The organism is Streptomyces sp. R35, assembly GCF_041053035.1.
Lineage (GTDB): Bacteria > Actinomycetota > Actinomycetes > Streptomycetales > Streptomycetaceae > Streptomyces > Streptomyces lutosisoli.
In genome coordinates, this window is sequence record NZ_CP163440.1 from 8,761,815 (window position 1) to 8,777,474 (window position 15,660).

The 15,660-nt window shown below is 72.0% G+C and carries 16 protein-coding genes and 1 pseudogene; 6 read left to right on the plus strand and 11 right to left on the minus strand.

All coding sequences use genetic code 11. From position 1 onward, the window contains the following. The first annotated feature begins 49 nt into the window (after window positions 1-49). On the plus strand, window positions 50-688 hold the full coding sequence (locus tag AB5J50_RS39380; protein WP_369263452.1) for a TMEM175 family protein: 639 nt from the start codon (window positions 50-52) through the stop codon (window positions 686-688). On the opposite strand, the gene AB5J50_RS39385 is transcribed toward AB5J50_RS39380, so the two are convergent. Next, window positions 624-1,466: a helix-turn-helix domain-containing protein gene (locus AB5J50_RS39385; RefSeq protein ID WP_369263453.1), complete on the minus strand. Its 843-nt coding sequence runs from the start codon at window positions 1,464-1,466 to the stop codon at window positions 624-626. The two genes, AB5J50_RS39380 and AB5J50_RS39385, sit on opposite strands and share 65 nt — an antisense overlap. 87 nt (window positions 1,467-1,553) lie before the next feature. On the opposite strand from AB5J50_RS39385, the gene AB5J50_RS39390 reads away from it, so the two are divergent. After that, window positions 1,554-2,417: an NAD(P)H-binding protein gene (locus AB5J50_RS39390; protein WP_369263454.1), complete on the plus strand. Its 864-nt coding sequence runs from the start codon at window positions 1,554-1,556 to the stop codon at window positions 2,415-2,417. On the opposite strand, the gene AB5J50_RS39395 is transcribed toward AB5J50_RS39390, so the two are convergent. After that, window positions 2,390-3,946, minus strand: coding sequence for an MFS transporter (locus AB5J50_RS39395; RefSeq protein ID WP_369263455.1), 1,557 nt, complete (start codon window positions 3,944-3,946; stop codon window positions 2,390-2,392). The genes AB5J50_RS39390 and AB5J50_RS39395 overlap by 28 nt on opposite strands. A gap of 66 nt (window positions 3,947-4,012) precedes the next feature. Here AB5J50_RS39395 and AB5J50_RS39400 point away from each other — a divergent pair, with 66 nt between their 5' ends. Beyond that, window positions 4,013-4,414: a winged helix-turn-helix transcriptional regulator gene (locus AB5J50_RS39400; RefSeq protein WP_369263456.1), complete on the plus strand. Its 402-nt coding sequence runs from the start codon at window positions 4,013-4,015 to the stop codon at window positions 4,412-4,414. 15 nt (window positions 4,415-4,429) lie between these two features. Here AB5J50_RS39400 and AB5J50_RS39405 read toward each other — a convergent pair whose 3' ends face one another. Genes AB5J50_RS39405 through AB5J50_RS39420 form a run of 4 tightly spaced genes read right to left on the minus strand, consistent with a single transcriptional unit; the run spans window position 4,430 to window position 8,010 of the window. After that, window positions 4,430-5,635, minus strand: a complete 1,206-nt coding sequence (locus tag AB5J50_RS39405) for an ABC transporter permease (RefSeq protein WP_369263457.1) — start codon at window positions 5,633-5,635, stop codon at window positions 4,430-4,432. After that, the gene (locus AB5J50_RS39410; RefSeq protein ID WP_369263458.1) at window positions 5,632-6,360 is read right to left on the minus strand and encodes an ABC transporter ATP-binding protein; all 729 of its coding nucleotides are present in this window, start codon (window positions 6,358-6,360) and stop codon (window positions 5,632-5,634) included. The genes AB5J50_RS39405 and AB5J50_RS39410 overlap by 4 nt, the downstream gene beginning before the upstream one ends. Next, entirely contained in the window at window positions 6,357-7,508 is a 1,152-nt protein-coding gene (locus AB5J50_RS39415; RefSeq protein ID WP_369263459.1) for a peptidoglycan-binding protein, read from the minus strand. Before AB5J50_RS39415 ends, AB5J50_RS39410 begins: the two co-directional genes overlap by 4 nt. After that, on the minus strand, window positions 7,501-8,010 hold the full coding sequence (locus AB5J50_RS39420; protein WP_369263460.1) for a hypothetical protein: 510 nt from the start codon (window positions 8,008-8,010) through the stop codon (window positions 7,501-7,503). Before AB5J50_RS39420 ends, AB5J50_RS39415 begins: the two co-directional genes overlap by 8 nt. A gap of 215 nt (window positions 8,011-8,225) precedes the next feature. Here AB5J50_RS39420 and AB5J50_RS39425 point away from each other — a divergent pair, with 215 nt between their 5' ends. Beyond that, the gene (locus tag AB5J50_RS39425) at window positions 8,226-8,882 is read left to right on the plus strand and encodes a response regulator transcription factor (RefSeq protein ID WP_369265639.1); all 657 of its coding nucleotides are present in this window, start codon (window positions 8,226-8,228) and stop codon (window positions 8,880-8,882) included. Window positions 8,883-9,363: 481 nt separating this feature from the next. Next, window positions 9,364-10,644 carry a sensor histidine kinase gene (locus AB5J50_RS39430; RefSeq protein ID WP_369263461.1) on the plus strand — a complete coding sequence of 427 codons (1,281 nt, stop codon included), beginning with the start codon at window positions 9,364-9,366 and terminating at the stop codon, window positions 10,642-10,644. Here the strand turns inward: AB5J50_RS39430 and AB5J50_RS39435 are convergent. The 5 genes from AB5J50_RS39435 to AB5J50_RS39455 all read right to left on the minus strand — a co-directional run bounded on the left by AB5J50_RS39435 (window position 10,604) and on the right by AB5J50_RS39455 (window position 14,908). Next, window positions 10,604-11,026, minus strand: a complete 423-nt coding sequence (locus AB5J50_RS39435; RefSeq protein WP_369263462.1) for an acyl-CoA thioesterase — start codon at window positions 11,024-11,026, stop codon at window positions 10,604-10,606. The two genes, AB5J50_RS39430 and AB5J50_RS39435, sit on opposite strands and share 41 nt — an antisense overlap. Window positions 11,027-11,107: 81 nt before the next feature. Further along, window positions 11,108-11,737: a hypothetical protein gene (locus tag AB5J50_RS39440; protein ID WP_369263463.1), complete on the minus strand. Its 630-nt coding sequence runs from the start codon at window positions 11,735-11,737 to the stop codon at window positions 11,108-11,110. Window positions 11,738-11,780: 43 nt separating this feature from the next. Then, on the minus strand, window positions 11,781-12,443 hold the full coding sequence (locus AB5J50_RS39445; RefSeq protein ID WP_369263464.1) for a histidine phosphatase family protein: 663 nt from the start codon (window positions 12,441-12,443) through the stop codon (window positions 11,781-11,783). Between the two features lie 36 nt (window positions 12,444-12,479). Further along, the gene (locus AB5J50_RS39450) at window positions 12,480-13,634 is read right to left on the minus strand and encodes a serine hydrolase domain-containing protein (RefSeq protein ID WP_369263465.1); all 1,155 of its coding nucleotides are present in this window, start codon (window positions 13,632-13,634) and stop codon (window positions 12,480-12,482) included. A 65-nt stretch (window positions 13,635-13,699) separates the two neighbouring features. Further along, on the minus strand, window positions 13,700-14,908 hold the full coding sequence (locus AB5J50_RS39455) for a pyridoxal phosphate-dependent aminotransferase (protein ID WP_369263466.1): 1,209 nt from the start codon (window positions 14,906-14,908) through the stop codon (window positions 13,700-13,702). Window positions 14,909-14,993: 85 nt separating this feature from the next. Here AB5J50_RS39455 and AB5J50_RS39460 point away from each other — a divergent pair. Then, window positions 14,994-15,633: pseudogene (locus AB5J50_RS39460) on the plus strand (winged helix-turn-helix transcriptional regulator). Window positions 15,634-15,660: the final 27 nt, after the last annotated feature.

Sequence of the window (15,660 nt, forward strand, 5' to 3'; positions counted from 1 at the left end):
GCGGCACATGAGTGATGCACAGACACGGTCACAACGGGGAGAGTCGGTCATGAACGAGTCGGGCCGTGTGGAGGCCTTCAGCGACGGCGTCTTCGCCATCGCCATCACGCTGCTGATCCTGGAGATCAAGGTCCCGGAGACCGGCGAGCACGGCGGACTGTGGCACGCGCTCGGCGCGCAATGGCCCTCGTACGCCGCCTACGTCGTCAGCTTCCTGGTCATCGGCATCATGTGGATCAACCACCACCAGGTCTTCAGTTACGTCGCCCGGATCGACCGCACGCTGATGTTCCTGAACCTGCTCGTCCTGATGGTCGTGGCCGCCGTGCCCTGGCCGACGGCGATGCTCGCGGAGTATCTGCGCGAGGACAAGGCATCCCATGTCGCGGCCGCCGTCTACAGCATGGTCATGGTCGCGATGGCCCTGAGCTTCCAGGCCCTGTGGTGGCACCTCACCCGCACGGGCCACCTCTTCGACAGCCGCGTCGACGTCGAGGCCGCCCGCCGCACCCGCGTCCGCTTCGCCCTCGGCTCCCTCGCCTATCCCGCCACGGTCGCCCTGGCCTACGTCTCCGCCCCGCTGACCCTGGCCGCGCACGGCCTGATCGCGGTCTACTACGGCTTCAACCAAGTGCCGGTGCCGACCCGAACGCCTGACAAGGCCGCGCCGCCGGAAGCCGCCCGGTGAAGAAGGACGTCGGCGGGACGCCCATCAGCGTGCGGAAGTCGGCGGTCATGTGCGACTGGTCGTAGTATCCCGTGGCGGCGGCCAGTTGGGCCCAGGGAGTGCCCGGGGACCGGCGGGCGTGCGTGAGGATGTGGCGTACGCGGGCGATGCGGGCGTAATGCTTGGGGGAGACGCCGACACCGTCCGCGAAGAGGTTGCGCAGCTGACGCTCGCTGACGGCGAGACGGTCGGCCAACGTCCGTACCCCTATGGGGACATGGCCTTCCTCCGTCGACATGGCCTCGACCGCGGCCCGCAGCAGCCCGGTACGCGTGGGGTCGGCAGGGGCGAGCCGCTCGGGCAGGGCCTCCGCCAGATGGGGGACCACCTGCTCGGGGTCCAACGGGAGCAGTTCGTCCGCCAGTCGGCGGGCAGGAATGCCGGGAAAGGCGCCGAGCGGCGCGACCCGTCCCACCAGATCGACCGCCGGTACGCCGAGCAACGGGCGTGCCGCGCCCGGCCCGAGACGCAGCTGCACGCAGGAGGCCAGCCGCTTGCTCGCGTGGTACGAGGCCCGGGTACGCGGTCCCACCACCAGCACATCGCGACGGCCGTTCTCCTCGACCCGCACCACCATCTTCGTTGCCGCGTCCGGGACATGGGCGAAAGGTTCGCGCAGATCGCCGTCGACGGAGGTGAAACCGGCGTCGACGAACCAGGGGAGCAGCTCCTCGGGCAGCGTCAGGGGTGCCTCGACGAGACCGTTCGCGCCGGGCTTCGTCTCCTGCGTGGTGGTCATCTCTCCACCGTAGACGTGCCCCGGCTTCGGCCGGGCCCGTGAACCGTGCCGGAATTTCCTAGAGCCGGGCGGCATCGGCTCGGCACGGTGAGGGGCATGATCCTAGTGACCGGTGCCACGGGCACCATCGGCAGTGAACTCCTGCGACAGCTCGCGGCGCGCGGCGAGAAGGCCCGCGCGCTGACCCGGGACCCCGCCCGTGCGCGGGTACCCGCCGGGGTCGAGGTGGTGCGCGGCGACTACCACGAGCCCGCTTCCGTCGAGGCCGCGATGTCCGGGGCGTCCGCCCTGTTCGCGGTGGGCGTCCTCGGGCCCGGCGACGCGGACGCCGACGCCGCGCTGGTCGCGGCGGCACGTGCGGCGGGCGTACGCCGGGTGGTGAAACTCTCGGCCATCGGCACCGGCGACCCGGCCCTCGGTCCGGTGAGCAACTGGCACCTCGGGGGTGAACAGGCCGTCCAGGCAAGCGGGTTGGAGTGGACGGTCCTGCGCCCCTCGTCGTTCGCCTCCAACACCCTGAGCTGGGCGGCGGCGATCCACTCCGGCGACCCGGTGCCCAACATGACCGGGACCGGCACGCAGGGCGTCATCGACCCGCGCGATGTCTCCGAGGTCGCCGCCGAGGCGCTGCTCGCGCCGGGGCACACCGGCCGCGTCTACACCCTGACCGGACCCGAACTCCTCACCACCGCCGACCAGGCCGCCACCCTCGCCGAGGTCCTCGGCCGCCCGGTCGCCACCGTGGACGTACCCCCGGACGCCCTCCGCGCGCAGTTCCTCGAAGCCGGCATATCCGAGACCTACGCCGAGAGCGTCCTGGCGGGCACGGCGTACGTCCGCCGGGGCGGCAACGCGGTGGTGACGGAGGACGTACGCCAGGTGCTGGGCCGGGCGCCGCGTACGTATGCCCAGTGGGCGCACGATCACGCGGAGGCGTTCGCGCGGGACTGACGGACGGACCCGGCCCCGGCTGTCCCGGCCGCCGCGGCCGGTGTTTCCCCGGCGACGGGGGGTGTCTCCTCCACCACGGGGGTGGAGGAGGCGCGTCCGGGGCGCAGGAGTACGGCCGCCAGTGCCAGAGCCGCCGTCGCGATGCCCGTGGCCACGGTGAACGCCAGACGGTAGCCGTCCGCCGTCGCCGCCACGACCTGCTCGCCCCCGCTGATCAGGCTCTCCGTACGGCTCGCCGCCAGCGTCGTGAGGACCGCGAGACCCAGTGAACCGCCCACCACCTGCGTGGTGTTGAAGAGACCCGAAGCCAGTCCCGCGTCCTCTGGGCGCGCACCCGACATGGCGAGCCCCGTCACCGCGGGCATCGCGGCCGCGAAACCGGCGGCGAGCAGAAGCAGCGGGGGCAGCACGTCGGCGACGTAGGTCCCGTCGACCGGGGCCCGGCTGAGCAGGGCCATGCCCGCCGTGATGAGCGCGAGCCCGGCGAGCAGCACGCGGTACGGGCCGAAACGGGCGATGGTGCGCGCCGACAGGCCGAGCATCAGCGCCCCGATCGCGATCGGTGCGGGCAGGAACGCGGTGCCGGTGAGCAACTCGCTGTAGCCCAGGACGCGTTGGAGGTAGAGCGCGCCGATGTACTGGAAGCCGTACATCCCGGCGATCATCAGGATCTGGACGCCGTTGGCACTCGTCAGGGCACGGGAGCGGAAGAGCCGCAGCCGGAGCAGGGGGCGGGCGGTGCGCGCCTGGCGCAGGGTGAACGCCACGAAGAGGGCGAGCGAGACGGCCGCCAGCGTCAGGTTGCCGCCGAGCCCCCGGTCGCCGGCGCCCACGATCGCGTACACCGTCAGCATCAGCGCACTCGTGACCAGGGCCGCACCCGGGTAGTCGGCCCCCTTGCCGAGGCCGACTCCCTTGTCCGGGGCGAGAATCCGCAGGGCGGCGACCCAGGCCACCACCCCGATCGGCAGGTTGATCAGGAAGATCCAGTGCCAGTTGAGGGCCTGCGTCAGCGCTCCGCCGAGGAACGTGCCGAGCGCCCCGCCCGCCGCGCCGACCGCGCTGAACACCGCGATGGCGCGGGCCTGTTCGCGCGGCTCCGGGAAGAGCGCGACCAGCATGCCGAGGACCACGGCCGAGGTCATCGCCCCGCCGACCCCTTGCAGCGCGCGGGCCGCGACGAGCATGCCCTGGCTGGTGGCGACCCCGCACAGCACGGACGCCGCGGTGAACACGGCGAGCCCGGCGGCGAACATCCGCCTGCGGCCCACCAGATCACCGAGCCGCCCCACCAGGAGCAGCAGCCCGCCGAAGGGGATCAGATACGCGTTCACGACCCAGGCCAGCCCCGGGCCCGAGAAGCCGAGATCGCCCTGGATCGCGGGCATCGCGACCGTGACGATGTTGCCGTCCAGGATCGTCATCAGCGTTCCGGCACACAGGACGACGAGCGAGGCCCAGCGGGAGTACGTTCGTGGTGTCGGTGACTCGCTCCGCGACAGCATGGCGATGACCTCTGCTTTCTCCATAAGTGCACGACTTGTAACGGGGTTCATCGTGGGTGACCATGGAGTCCGGCATAAGGAGGCACTTCGATGTCCCAGGGGAACACCGGTGTTACCTCGCAGGCAGTGCTCGCGCAGGCCTGCCCGGTCCGCGAAGTTCTTGACAGGGTCGCCGGAAAATGGAGCGTGCTGATCATCGTGGCCGCCGCGCACGGCCCGATCCGCTTCACCGAGCTGGAGCGGAGCGTGGAGGGAATCAGCCGCCGCATGCTGACCCTCACTCTGCGCAATCTGGAGCGCGACGGACTCCTCACCCGGACCGTGTATCCGACGGTCCCGCCGAAGGTCGAGTACGAACTCACTCCGGTGGCCCGCGAGTTGCACACCACCCTGCTGTCACTGACGGACTGGGCCGAGCGGCACCGCGTCACGATCGCCGAGTCGCGCGCGGCCTACGACATCGAGCACCAGCCGGAGCTGGTGGACTCGTAGGCCGCGTACGGGACTTCAGGGTGTGGCGAGCGCCTCGGTCGGCGACAGCCGTGCCGCGCGGATCGCCGGGTACAGCCCGGCCAGGCCGCCGATCACCAAGGTGGCCGCGATGCCGCCGGCCGGCGCCCACGGCGGTATGACGGCCGGCCAGCCCTGGTAAAGGGCGTACCCGGTGGTGACGGCCACGCCCAGCAGGGCGCCGGCCGCGCCGCCGAGGGCGGACAGCAGCAGCGACTCGGCGAGGAACTGCGTACGGATCTGTCCTCGCGTCGCGCCCAGCGAGCGGCGCAGCCCGATCTCGGCCCGGCGCTCAAGGACCGAGATGACCATCGTGTTGGCCACGCCCACACCGCCGACGAGCAGAGCCACCGCACCCAGGCCGAGCAGCAGACCGGTGAACGCCTCGCCTGCGGCCTGCTGGGCGGCGAGCGCGTCCGATGGGCGCGAGACCTGGACCTCGCTCGGCGCCTCGGGGTTGGCGGTGGCGCCCAGCACGGAGCGGACCGAGGGGACGGCCGCGTCGGCGGAGCGCGTGTAGACCTTGGTGGCATGACCGTCGAAGCCCAGCTCCGACTCGGCCACGGGCCAGCCGACCAGCGTCGCCGTGTCCAACTCCGGTGTCAGCGGCACTGGTTGGAGGATTCCGATGACCGTGAACCAGCTGCCGCCGACCAGTACTTGAGTGTCCGGGCTCGCGTGGCCGATACCCAGCCGCGCGGCGGCCGTCGCGCCGAGCACGGTCGCCGGGTAGTGGCCCGTGGCGCCGTTCAGCCAGGTGCCGCTCGCCAACTCGGCGCCGACCGTGGCCCGTAGCGAGGTGCGGGCCGCGTACACCGCGATCCCGTTGGTCTGCGCCTCGGGGATCCGGTCGGTGCGATAGACCTTCGCGTCCGCCGTCCTGCCGACCGCCGACACGGACTGCACACCTTCGATGCGGGAAACCATCTTCTCGGCGGTGGAGGGAAGTTGGGCCTGGCCGCCGGTCAGACTGCTCCCCGGTGACACCGTGAGCAGATTGGTGCCGAGGGCCGCGAGCGCGCGGTCCAGATCGGCGCGGGACGAGGACGAGATACCGACGACGGCGACCATCGCCGCGATGCCGATCGCGATGCCGAGAGCCGAAAGGAAGGCCCGCAGCGGCCGGGTGCGCAGACCGACGGCACCGACTCTGACGACGTCGGCGGGGCCGAGCCGGGCGGGGCGCAGTACCTCCGTGGTCATCGGACCGCCTCCCGCGAACCCGCGGCCGGGGGGCCCACTTCTCCTGAGGCCCCCACCGCCTCGCCGGCCGAGTCCTCGACCACCCGGCCGTCCCGCATCCGCACCCGCCGCGGCAGCGACGCCGCGATCTCCCGGTCGTGGGTGATGATCACGACCGTGGTCCCGGTGGCGTGCAGATCGCGCAGCAGCCTCATCACACCCAGGCCCGACACGGAGTCCAGCGCGCCCGTCGGCTCGTCGGCGAGCAGCAGCGGAGGGTCCCCGGCCACCGCGCGGGCCACGGCGACGCGCTGCCGCTCGCCGCCGGACAGCTCGTGAGGCTCGTGGTGCATACGGTGGTCCAGGCCCACCCGGCGCAGCGCCGCGGCCGCACGACGACGGCGCTCGGCCGGCCGCAGCCCCGAGTACAGCAGACCGTCGGCCACGTTCTCCAACGCCGTTGTCCCGCCCGCCAGATGGAACCGCTGGAAGACGAAGCCGATGCGCCGCGCCCTGAGCGCCGAGAGCCGGGCGTCCGACAGCGCGCCCGCGTCGTACCCCTCGACCCGGACGCTGCCCGAGGTGGGCCGGTCGAGGGTGCCGAGCATATGGAGCATGGTCGACTTGCCGGAGCCCGACGGGCCCACGATCGCGACGAGTTCACCGCGCGCGATGGTCAGCGTCACCCCGGCCAGCGCGGTGACCTCGCCCGGGTAGACCTTGGTGACATCGGTCAGCGAGATCATGCGGGCATCCCCACCTTCGTGCCCTGGGCGATCCCCTCGCCGGTGATCTCCACCCGCCCGTTCGCGAACAGCCCCGTCTCGACAGGGACGTACGCCGTGGTCGACCCCCGTACGACCTCGACGCCGAAACCGCCTGCCGGAAGCGCGACGAGCGCGGCGACCGGAACGGTGAGGACGTTCTTGCGCTCGCCCGCCGTGAAGAAGACATGCACCGCGGCCAGCACATAGGACGCGGCCGTCCGCTGCGCCTTGGCGCCGCTGAGCGCGACCGTCACCTTCACCTTGGTCGTCGCCTCCTGGTCTCCGCCGTTGCCGGGATCGACCACGGTGGAGACGTCCTGGACGCGCCCCTCCACGCGGGTGCCGTCCGGCAGCTCGACGGCGACCTTCGTGCCCTTCTTGGCCAACCGCTTGTCCGCGGTGTCGAGTTCGAGGCTGACGACCTGGGCGGTGCCGGTGTACGAGAGCACCTTCTGGCCAGGCGCCGTCGCCGCACCCTCCTGGGCGTCCAGGGAATCCACGCGGACGGCTCCCGGAGCGAACACCACGCGGCCGAGCTCCACGACGCCGGTCTCGTCCAGCCCGTGGTCCTCCTGCCACCGCCGTATCGCGTCGGCGGTGGCGTCGGTGTACTCGTCGTCGACCGTGAATCCGGAGTAGCCCAGCGCCTTGAGATTCCGCTCCAACTGCCCGACGTCCGCCCCTTCGACGCCGGGCTTCAGGTCGCGGTACGCGGGAGTCGCGCCGTACATCAGGGTGACGGGCTTGTCGTCCACCTCGTACAGCGCCTCGCCCCGGCTGATCCTCTCGCCGGCGTCCGGGAGACGGGTGAGCGTGCCGGGGACGCGGCCGGCCGCGGCGCTCGCCGTGCCGTAGCCGAGCTCGCCGTCCTCGGACTGGCTGTCCTTGAGGGTCTGGCGGGTCACGTCGGCGGTGGCCGGGGGGAGCCCGGCGGCGGAGCCGCCGCCGGAGCCGTCGCGTCCGGCGAACCCGAGCCCCGCGGCGGCCGCCCCGCCGACCGCGGCGAGCACGCCCACCGCGACGACGGCTCTGCGTCCGCGACGCCGGTGGCGACGGGGGCGGTCCGGCTCGGACGGAGGGTGAAGCTCTGCTGACGTGTCCTCGGGCACGACCGTCGCCTCACTCATCGCCGGCCTGGTCGTTGGAGGGGCCGCTGCCCGAAGGGGCGTACTTGTCGCACTTCTTCTGCGCCTTCGCGAAGTCGGGGTCGTCGGCGATGTCCTTCGTGATCTGGATGCCGCCGTTCTCGGGGTCGGGGAAGTCCTCGACGCCGTTGTCGCGCATGCACTGGGCGAGCTTGCGTACCTTCTGCTCCATCTCGGGGTCCGCACTGGCGTCCCCGTTCTGCATGGGGTCGTACTTGCGGCAGTCCTCCATGGCCTTGTCGATCTGGCTCTTGGGCAGATGACCGGTGATCCGGATGCCCTTTCCGGGCTCCGGGTCCTCCACGTCCACGCCGTGCTCACGCAGGCACTGCGCGAACTTGACGCCCTGGTCCTCGCGCGAGCTCTTGCTCGCCGCCGCACCGGTCTTCACGGTGTCGCCGCCGGAGCCGCACCCCGAAAGCGCCAGCGCCAGGGCCAGCGCGGCGGGGAGGGCGGCCAGTGTGCCGCGGGTCAGCGTCCGCATCGCGTCGTCTCCTCGTCCCGGGGCCGGAGGTGCTCTCCGGCCGCACGCCAGGAGGCAACAGCAGCGGGTGTTTCCCCAGCGTTTCCATGGCACTTGAGTGCTCGCTCATACGGGGACTGCCGGCGAGCACCGGACGATCACTAACGGAAAAGAAACACGGCTCCCGGCACTCTGGGCCCTGCTGAGCGCTCTCCCCGGAGAAAGGCGTGACCCGAATGCGGGTACTGGTGGTCGAGGACGAACCGATGCTCGCCGACGCGATAGCGGAATGGCTGCGCGGTCACGCCCACGCGGTCGACACGGCGTACGACGGCGCGGCGGCACTGGAACGTGCGACAGTCGTCGACTACGACGTGGTCGTTCTCGACCGGGACCTGCCGCGCGTGCACGGCGACGACGTGTGCCGCGAGCTGGTCGCCTCCGAGTCGACCGCGCGGGTGCTGATGCTCACCGCGGCGGCCGAGGTCACCGACCGGGTTCTCGGCCTCGGTCTCGGCGCCGACGACTACCTCGTCAAACCCTTCGCCTTCGCCGAACTCACCGCCCGTGTCCTGGCGTTGGGGAGGCGCTCGCGGCCCGCGGCACCTCCCGTGCTGCGCCGGGCGGGGCTCACCCTCGATCCCGCCCGGGGCGAGGTGTTCCGGGGCAGCCGATACGTCCCCCTGTCGAAGAAGGAGTTCGCCGTGCTGGCCGAGCTGCTGCGCGCCGAGGGCGCCCCGGTCTCCGCCGAGCAACTCCTGGAGAAGGCGTGGGACGAACACGCCGACCCCTTCACCGGCGCCGTCCGGCTCGCGGTGCTCAAGCTGCGCCGCAAGCTCGGAGACCCGCCCGTCGTGGAAACCGTGACGGGCGTCGGCTACCGGATCCCATGAGCGGGACCGAGCCGCGCGCCGTGGCAGGTGTCCGACTGCGGCGGGCCACGGAGGGATCCGATCCGCCGCGGTCGGCGGATCGGTGAGGGTGGCGCCTGCGGCGGAGCGGTGCGGGGTGGCGCCTGCGGTGGAGCGGGCAGAAGGTGCGTCTGTGGCGGGTGATCTGGGGTGGCGCCTGTGGCGGGGTGGTCGGGGGTGGCGTCTGCGGTGGGGGCGGGCAGAAGGGGCGTCTGTGGCGGAGCGGTCCGTGCTGTCGCTTGTGAGGAAACGGTCCGGAGGGTCGTCTGCGACGAAGCCGCTCGGAGTGTCGCCTGCGGAGGAGCCCCCCGAAGTGTCGCCTGCGGCGGAGTCGTCCGCAGGTTCGCCTGCGGGGGAGCGATCCGGGCTGCCGCCCGCCGCGCAGCAGCCGGGAGCATCGCCCGCCTCGGCTCGGACCCGGCCGTCGCGCGGGAGCCGTCGGCTTCTTCCGCGCCGGACGACCTTGCGTGCCCGCCTCACCCTGGTCTACGGCGGCCTCTTCTTCGCGGGCGGTGTCGTGCTGCTCGGCGTCACCTACGCGCTGCTCACCCAGCAGCTCGACCACTCCGGGCAGAAGGTCATCTCCCAGACGCACGCGACGGGGAGCCCACCGTCCACCGCGCCGGCCGGCGCCGGGCAGGGTTCACCCGCGCCGACCGCCGAACCCCACGACGAGCGGACCCTCGTCTCCGCCGGCGGCAGAACCCCTCCGCCCGGCGTCACCGACCTCGAGAAGTGGATGGACGCCGAGCGCAACAGGCTCCGGGAGGCCGCCACTTCCTCGCTGCTCACCCAGGGCGGCCTCGCGTTGCTCGTCGTCGGCGGCGCCGCGGCCGGGTTCGGCTGGCTGATCGCGGGCCGCGTCCTCGCCCCACTGCACCGGGTCACGGACACCGCGCACCGGATCGCCAGTGCCCCCGCAGCCGACCGCGGCCTGCACGAGCGCATCGCGCTGCGTGGCCCCGACGACGAGGTCAAAGATCTCGCCGACACCTTCGACACGATGGTCGAGCGGCTCCACCGCTCCTTCGACGGCCAGCGCCGATTCGTCGCCAACGCCTCCCACGAACTGCGCACCCCGCTGACGCTGGGCCGCGCCCTGGTCGAGGTCGCCATGCACCGTGCGACGGCCTCCGAGGACGTCAGACAGCTCGGCGAGAACCTGCTGGAGATCAATACGCGGCACGAGCGCCTCATCACCGGCCTCCTGCTGCTCGCCCGCTCGGAGAACGAGATCGCCGAACGGCTGCCCGTGGACCTCGCCGACGTGGTGACCCATGTGACCGGCCAGATCCAGGGGGAGGCGGAGCACGCCGGTGTCACCGTCCAGGAGAAGGCCGAGGAGGCGCCCACGCTCGGCGACGCACTGCTCCTCGAACGCCTCGTCCACAACCTGGTCGAGAACGGCATCCGGCACAACACCGGGGACGGGGGATGGGTCGAGGTGGTCAGCCGTACGGGCGACGAGGGCCGGGTGGAGGTGGAGGTCACCAACTCCGGTCCCGCCGTGCCGCCGTACGAACTGCCCGCCCTCTTCGAACCCTTCCGCCGCCTCGGCGTCGACCGGGTGGTCACCTCGAAGGGCGCGGGCCTCGGCCTGTCCATCGTCCGCTCCATCGCCCGCGCCCACGGCGGTGAGGTCGTCGCGCACCCGCGCGAGGGCGGCGGGCTGACGGTGACGGTGTCGCTTCCGGCGGAGGAGCTCAGAGCCCGAACGCCCCCGGATCGGCAGCCAGCGACTTGAAGACCGCCCGGGGGTCGGCGACAAGCCTGCGCTCCTCAAGGTTGAGCAGCCCGCCGACCGCCGTCACCTCGGCGGACACCGTGCCGTCCGTCTTCCGTATCGTCTGCTCCATCCGGAACGTCTTGCCCTCACCCCAGAGGAAACCGCACGTCACCTCGATCTCGTCGCCCGCGCGCAGCTCCCGCCGATAGCGGATGGTGGTCTCCAGGGCCACGGGGCCCACGCCGCTGCCTATCAGCTCGTTCTGTCCGATGCCGGCCGCGTGCAGTAACGACCAGCGGGCGTGTTCCGCGTACTGGAGATAGACGCTCTGGTTGAGGTGTCCGAGCACATCGGTCTCGTACCCACGGACGGTCACTGCGACGGAAAACGGCTCTGCCACGACTTCCCCTTCGATGACACTTCAACGGCGGTCAGGACTTGACCGATCCAACTCCCTTGTACAGCAAGGCATTCCGGCGCCTCACACCCGCCGCGGCGAAGCCAGCACATACCGCGCCCCCGTGCGCGGCTCGGTGTGCTCGCCGACCTGCCAGCCCGCCTTCTCCAGCGTGGCCGCGCAGGCGCGCAGCGCCCCGGGGTCCGGCTCGCGCACGGCGACGGCCTCCGGCTGCGGTGTCGCCCGCACCCGGTAGCCGTCGCCTTCCGCCCCCGCGGGCCGGTGCCCCGCGGCCTCCAGCGCGAGCGCGGCGGCCTGCACCAGATGCGTACGCTCCCATCCGCACGGACGGTCGACGGCGCTGTCCGGGTTGGTCATCCGGCGCAGCTCCAGGAGCCCCTGCCAGGCGCTGCGCACCTCACGTATGCGCGCCGGGCCGGGGCCGGCCGTCTCCTCGCCGCCGATCCGCGCGGTGAACACACCGGCCTCGGCCGCGACGGGGGCGGCCTCCACGGCGGCGACCGGCTCCGGCGTCTCCCGTATGCGATGTCCGGCGGGCGTCAGGAAGTGGTCGTGCGGCGGCCGGGGATGCCGGAAGGCGAGCCCGCGCTTCACCAGCGAGGCGAGCTGGGCCTCCGTGCCCTTCAGCCGCCCGGTGACGGGATCGGCGGCCTCGATGACGCGCCGCTGTGCCGCGGTCGGCGGTCGTGTCACGGCGCGCTCCCTCCCGCCGCCGATCGTGTGACGGGCGGCTCTCTCAGCCGCCCGTCAGTTGTTCCCCGGGAGTCTGTCCTGCCGAGGGGAGCGGCTCATGGGAACAGTACGTGTCGGGTCTGACATTCCAGCCGGCCACCACATGCCGCCGGTGCTCCGTGCTCAGCCGGCTCATCGTCCCGGTGCCCAGCTGGAACAGGGCGCCGGCCCCGGCGGGCAGCCCCAGCCGCCGCGCGGTCAGCACCCGCAGGAAGTGCCCGTGCGACACGACCACCACACTGCCCTCCGCCTCCGCGAGCGCCGCGTCGATCTTGGCCAGCATCCGCTCCGCGCGCGCCCCGACCTCGTCCGGGCTCTCCCCGGGGTGCTCGGGCGGGCCCGCCGCGACGCCGTCCGTGAACAGGAACCAGTCGGGCCTGCTCCGGTGGATCTCGAGGGTCGTGATTCCCTCGTACCCGCCGTAGTCCCACTCGGACAGGTCCGCGTCCACCCGCGCCCCGCCGACCCCGGCCAGCCGTGCCGTCTCCTGGGCCCGCTGCATCGGGCTGACGAACGCCGCCGCGATGTGGTGCCGGGCGATCAGCGGAGCCAGCCTGCGCGCCTGCTCCCGGCCGTTCTCGGTCAGCGGGACGTCGGTCGACCCCGTATGCCGTCCGGACATCGACCACTCGGTCTCACCGTGCCGTACGAGGAGCAGGTCACCCATCGCCGTCCCCTTTCCTGTCGTTCCCTTCGTACGGTGTCATCGACTACCGGCGGCCCGCAGGACCGACTCCGCCAGACGGCCGTTCTCCGGGGACTCGCCGTCACCCGAGGGGAACGCGAAACGGCGCCGGGTGTAGGCGTACGCGACACCGCTCGCCGGGTCCGCGAAGGCGAGGGACCCGGTCGCACCGCTGTGCCCGAACGCGTCCCGCCCGAGGAACGGATACCGGTCGGCCAGGAACTCGAAGCCCAGCCCGAAGTGGTCCGGCGACCCGGTGACCAGGTCGGGGCCCGCCGCGTGGACCCGGCTGAACTCCGCCACGGTCTCGGGGGCCAGCAGGGCTGCCTTGCCGTCCAGCGCGCCGATCGCCGCTGCGTACATCCCGGCGACCCCGCGCGCGTTGCCGACACCGCCCGACGACGCGGGCCCCAGCGCGCGGACGGCGCGGGTGTTGCCGAAGGCCACGATGTCGGTCGGAGAAGCGGCGTTCTGGTTGAAGGCGACAGCCTTGACGCTGTCGGGCGCGAAGGAGTTCGCCCTCAGCAGCGCGATCTGCTCGGGTGTCGGCACCAACGGCTGGACCTCCAGCCAGCGCGGCTCCAGCGCCTCGGGCAGGCCCAGGTGGAAGTCGAGGCCGTACGGCGCCCGGATCCGCTCCTCGTAGAGCTCCTGGATCGACTTCCCGGTGACCCGGCGCACCACCTCGCCGGTGAGCGCGCCGATCACGAAGGCGTGGTAGCCGTACGCCGTTCCCGGCTCCCAGAACGGCTTCTGCTCCGCCAGGCGAGCCGCGAGCAGCCGGTCGTCGGCCAGCTCCTCGATCGAGAAGCCGCCGTCGACCCCGACCAGACCGGCCTGGTGCGCCAGCAGCTCGCGCAGCGTCAGCCGGCCCTTGTCCTCGGCGGCGAACTCCGGCCAGTAGGCGGCGACTTCACGGTCGAGGTCGAGTACGCCCTCCTGCACCAGCAGCGCGACGACGAGGTGCGCCGCGCCCTTGGTGATCGAGTAGAGGCTCGTCAGTGAATCGCCCGTAGTGCCGTCGCCCGCCCAGAGATCCACCACCCGGCGCCCGTCGAGATACGCGGTGAGCTGGGCGCCCGGTTCGTGCTCCTCCCCGGCCAGGAAGTCCGCGAGCTCCTCCCGTACGCCCTCGAAGCCCTCTTCCACGGTGCCCCGCACCTCGTACGACATCGTCGGTCCTTCCCGTCGGTGATCACGTACGAGGTCGCCAACAGGCCGGGGAGCATGGGCATTCCCTACTGTCGGTAGCCGCTCAGGAACCGTCCGATCCGGCTGATCGCCGCGTCCAGGTCGTCGGCGTGCGGGAGGGTGAGGATGCGGAAGTGGTCGGGGCGGGGCCAGTTGAAGCCGGTGCCCTGGACGACCTGGATCTTCTCGCGCAGCAGCAGGTCCAGGACGAACTTCTCGTCGTCGTGGATCTTGTGCACCTCGGGGTCGATGCGCGGGAACGCGTACAGCGCGCCCTTCGGCTTCACGCACGAGACGCCGGGGATCTCGTTGAGTTTCTCCCAGGCGCGGTTGCGCTGTTCGTGGAGGCGGCCGCCGGGCGCGGTCAGTTCGTGGATGGACTGGCGGCCGCCGAGCGCCGCCTGGATGGCGTACTGGGCGGGGGCGTTGGCGCACAGCCGCATGGAGGCCAGCATCGTCAGGCCCTCCAGGTAGTTGCGCGCGTGCTGCTTCGGGCCCGTGACGACCAGCCAACCGGAGCGGAATCCGGCGACGCGGTATGTCTTCGACAGGCCGCAGAAGGTGAGGACCACCAGGTCGGGGGCGAGCTCGGCGGCCGAGTGGTGCACGGCGTCGTCGTACAGGATCTGGTCGTAGATCTCGTCAGCGAACACCATCAGGCCGTGCCGGCGGGCGAGGTCGAGGATGCCCTCGACGATCTCCTTCGGATAGACCGCGCCCGTCGGGTTGTTGGGGTTGATGATGACGACGGCGCGCGTCCGGTCGGTGATCTTCGCGGCCATGTCGTCCAGGTCCGGGTTCCAGTCGGACTGTTCGTCGCAGAGGTAGTGCACCGCCTTGCCGCCCGCGAGGGTGGTCACGGCCGTCCAGAGCGGGAAGTCGGGGGCGGGGATGAGGACTTCGTCGCCGTCCTCGATGAGGGCCTGGACCGCCATCGAGACGAGTTCGGAGACGCCGTTGCCGAGGAAGACGTCGTCGACGTCGACCGCCAGACCTCGGTCCTGGTAGCGCTGGGCGACGGCGCGGCGGGCGGAGAGGACGCCGCGCGAGTCCGTGTAGCCGTGCGCCTGGGGCAGCATCCGGATCATGTCCTGGAGGATCTCCTCCGGCGCCTCGAAGCCGAAGGCCGCGGGGTTGCCGGTGTTGAGGCGCAGCACGCTGTGGCCCGCCGCCTCCAGTGCGTCGGCGTGCTCGATCACCGGGCCGCGGATCTCGTAACAGACCTCGCTGAGCTTGCTGGACTGCCGGAACTCCATGCGCTGCGCCCTCCGGTTCGATGTGTTGCTTGGTTTTACCAAGTAGCTGCTTGGAAAGTCCAACAAGATAGCTAGACTGCGTCGCATGTCACCTCGCCGAAGCTACGACCAGTACTGTTCCGCCGCCCGGGCCCTCGACGCCGTCGGTGACCGGTGGACCCTCCTGATCGTCCGTGAGCTGCTCGGCGGACCGCGCCGCTACACCGATCTGCACGCCGACCTGCCCGGCGTGAGCACCGACGTCCTCGCCTCCCGGCTCAAGGACATGGAGCGCGACGGGCTGACCACGCGGCGGCGTCTTCCGCCGCCGGGTGCGGCGTACGTCTACGAACTCACCGGTCGCGGGCGGGAGTTGCTTCCCGTGCTCCAGGCGCTCGGGGAGTGGGGTGCGCCCGCGCTGGGCGAGCGGCGGCCCACCGATGCCGTGCGGGCGCACTGGTTCGCGTTGCCGCTGCTGCGGGGACTGCGGGGGGAGGGGGCGGGGGGAGGGGCTCGTCGAAGTCAGGCTGGACGAGGGGACGTTCCATGTGTGGCTCGGGGCCGGGGAGGGGCCGGTCTACGGGGACGGGTCTGCCCCGGAGGAGCCGGATGCCCGGCTGGCGCTGGACACGGAGACGTGTGAGGCCGTGAGCCGGGGGGTGTTGGGGCTGCTGGACGCGGTGCGTGCGGGGCGTGTTGAGGTGACGGGGGAGGGCACCGTCGCCAAGGTGTTGCGGGAGGGGTGACGCAGGGGTTCTTCGCCCCCGCCACCC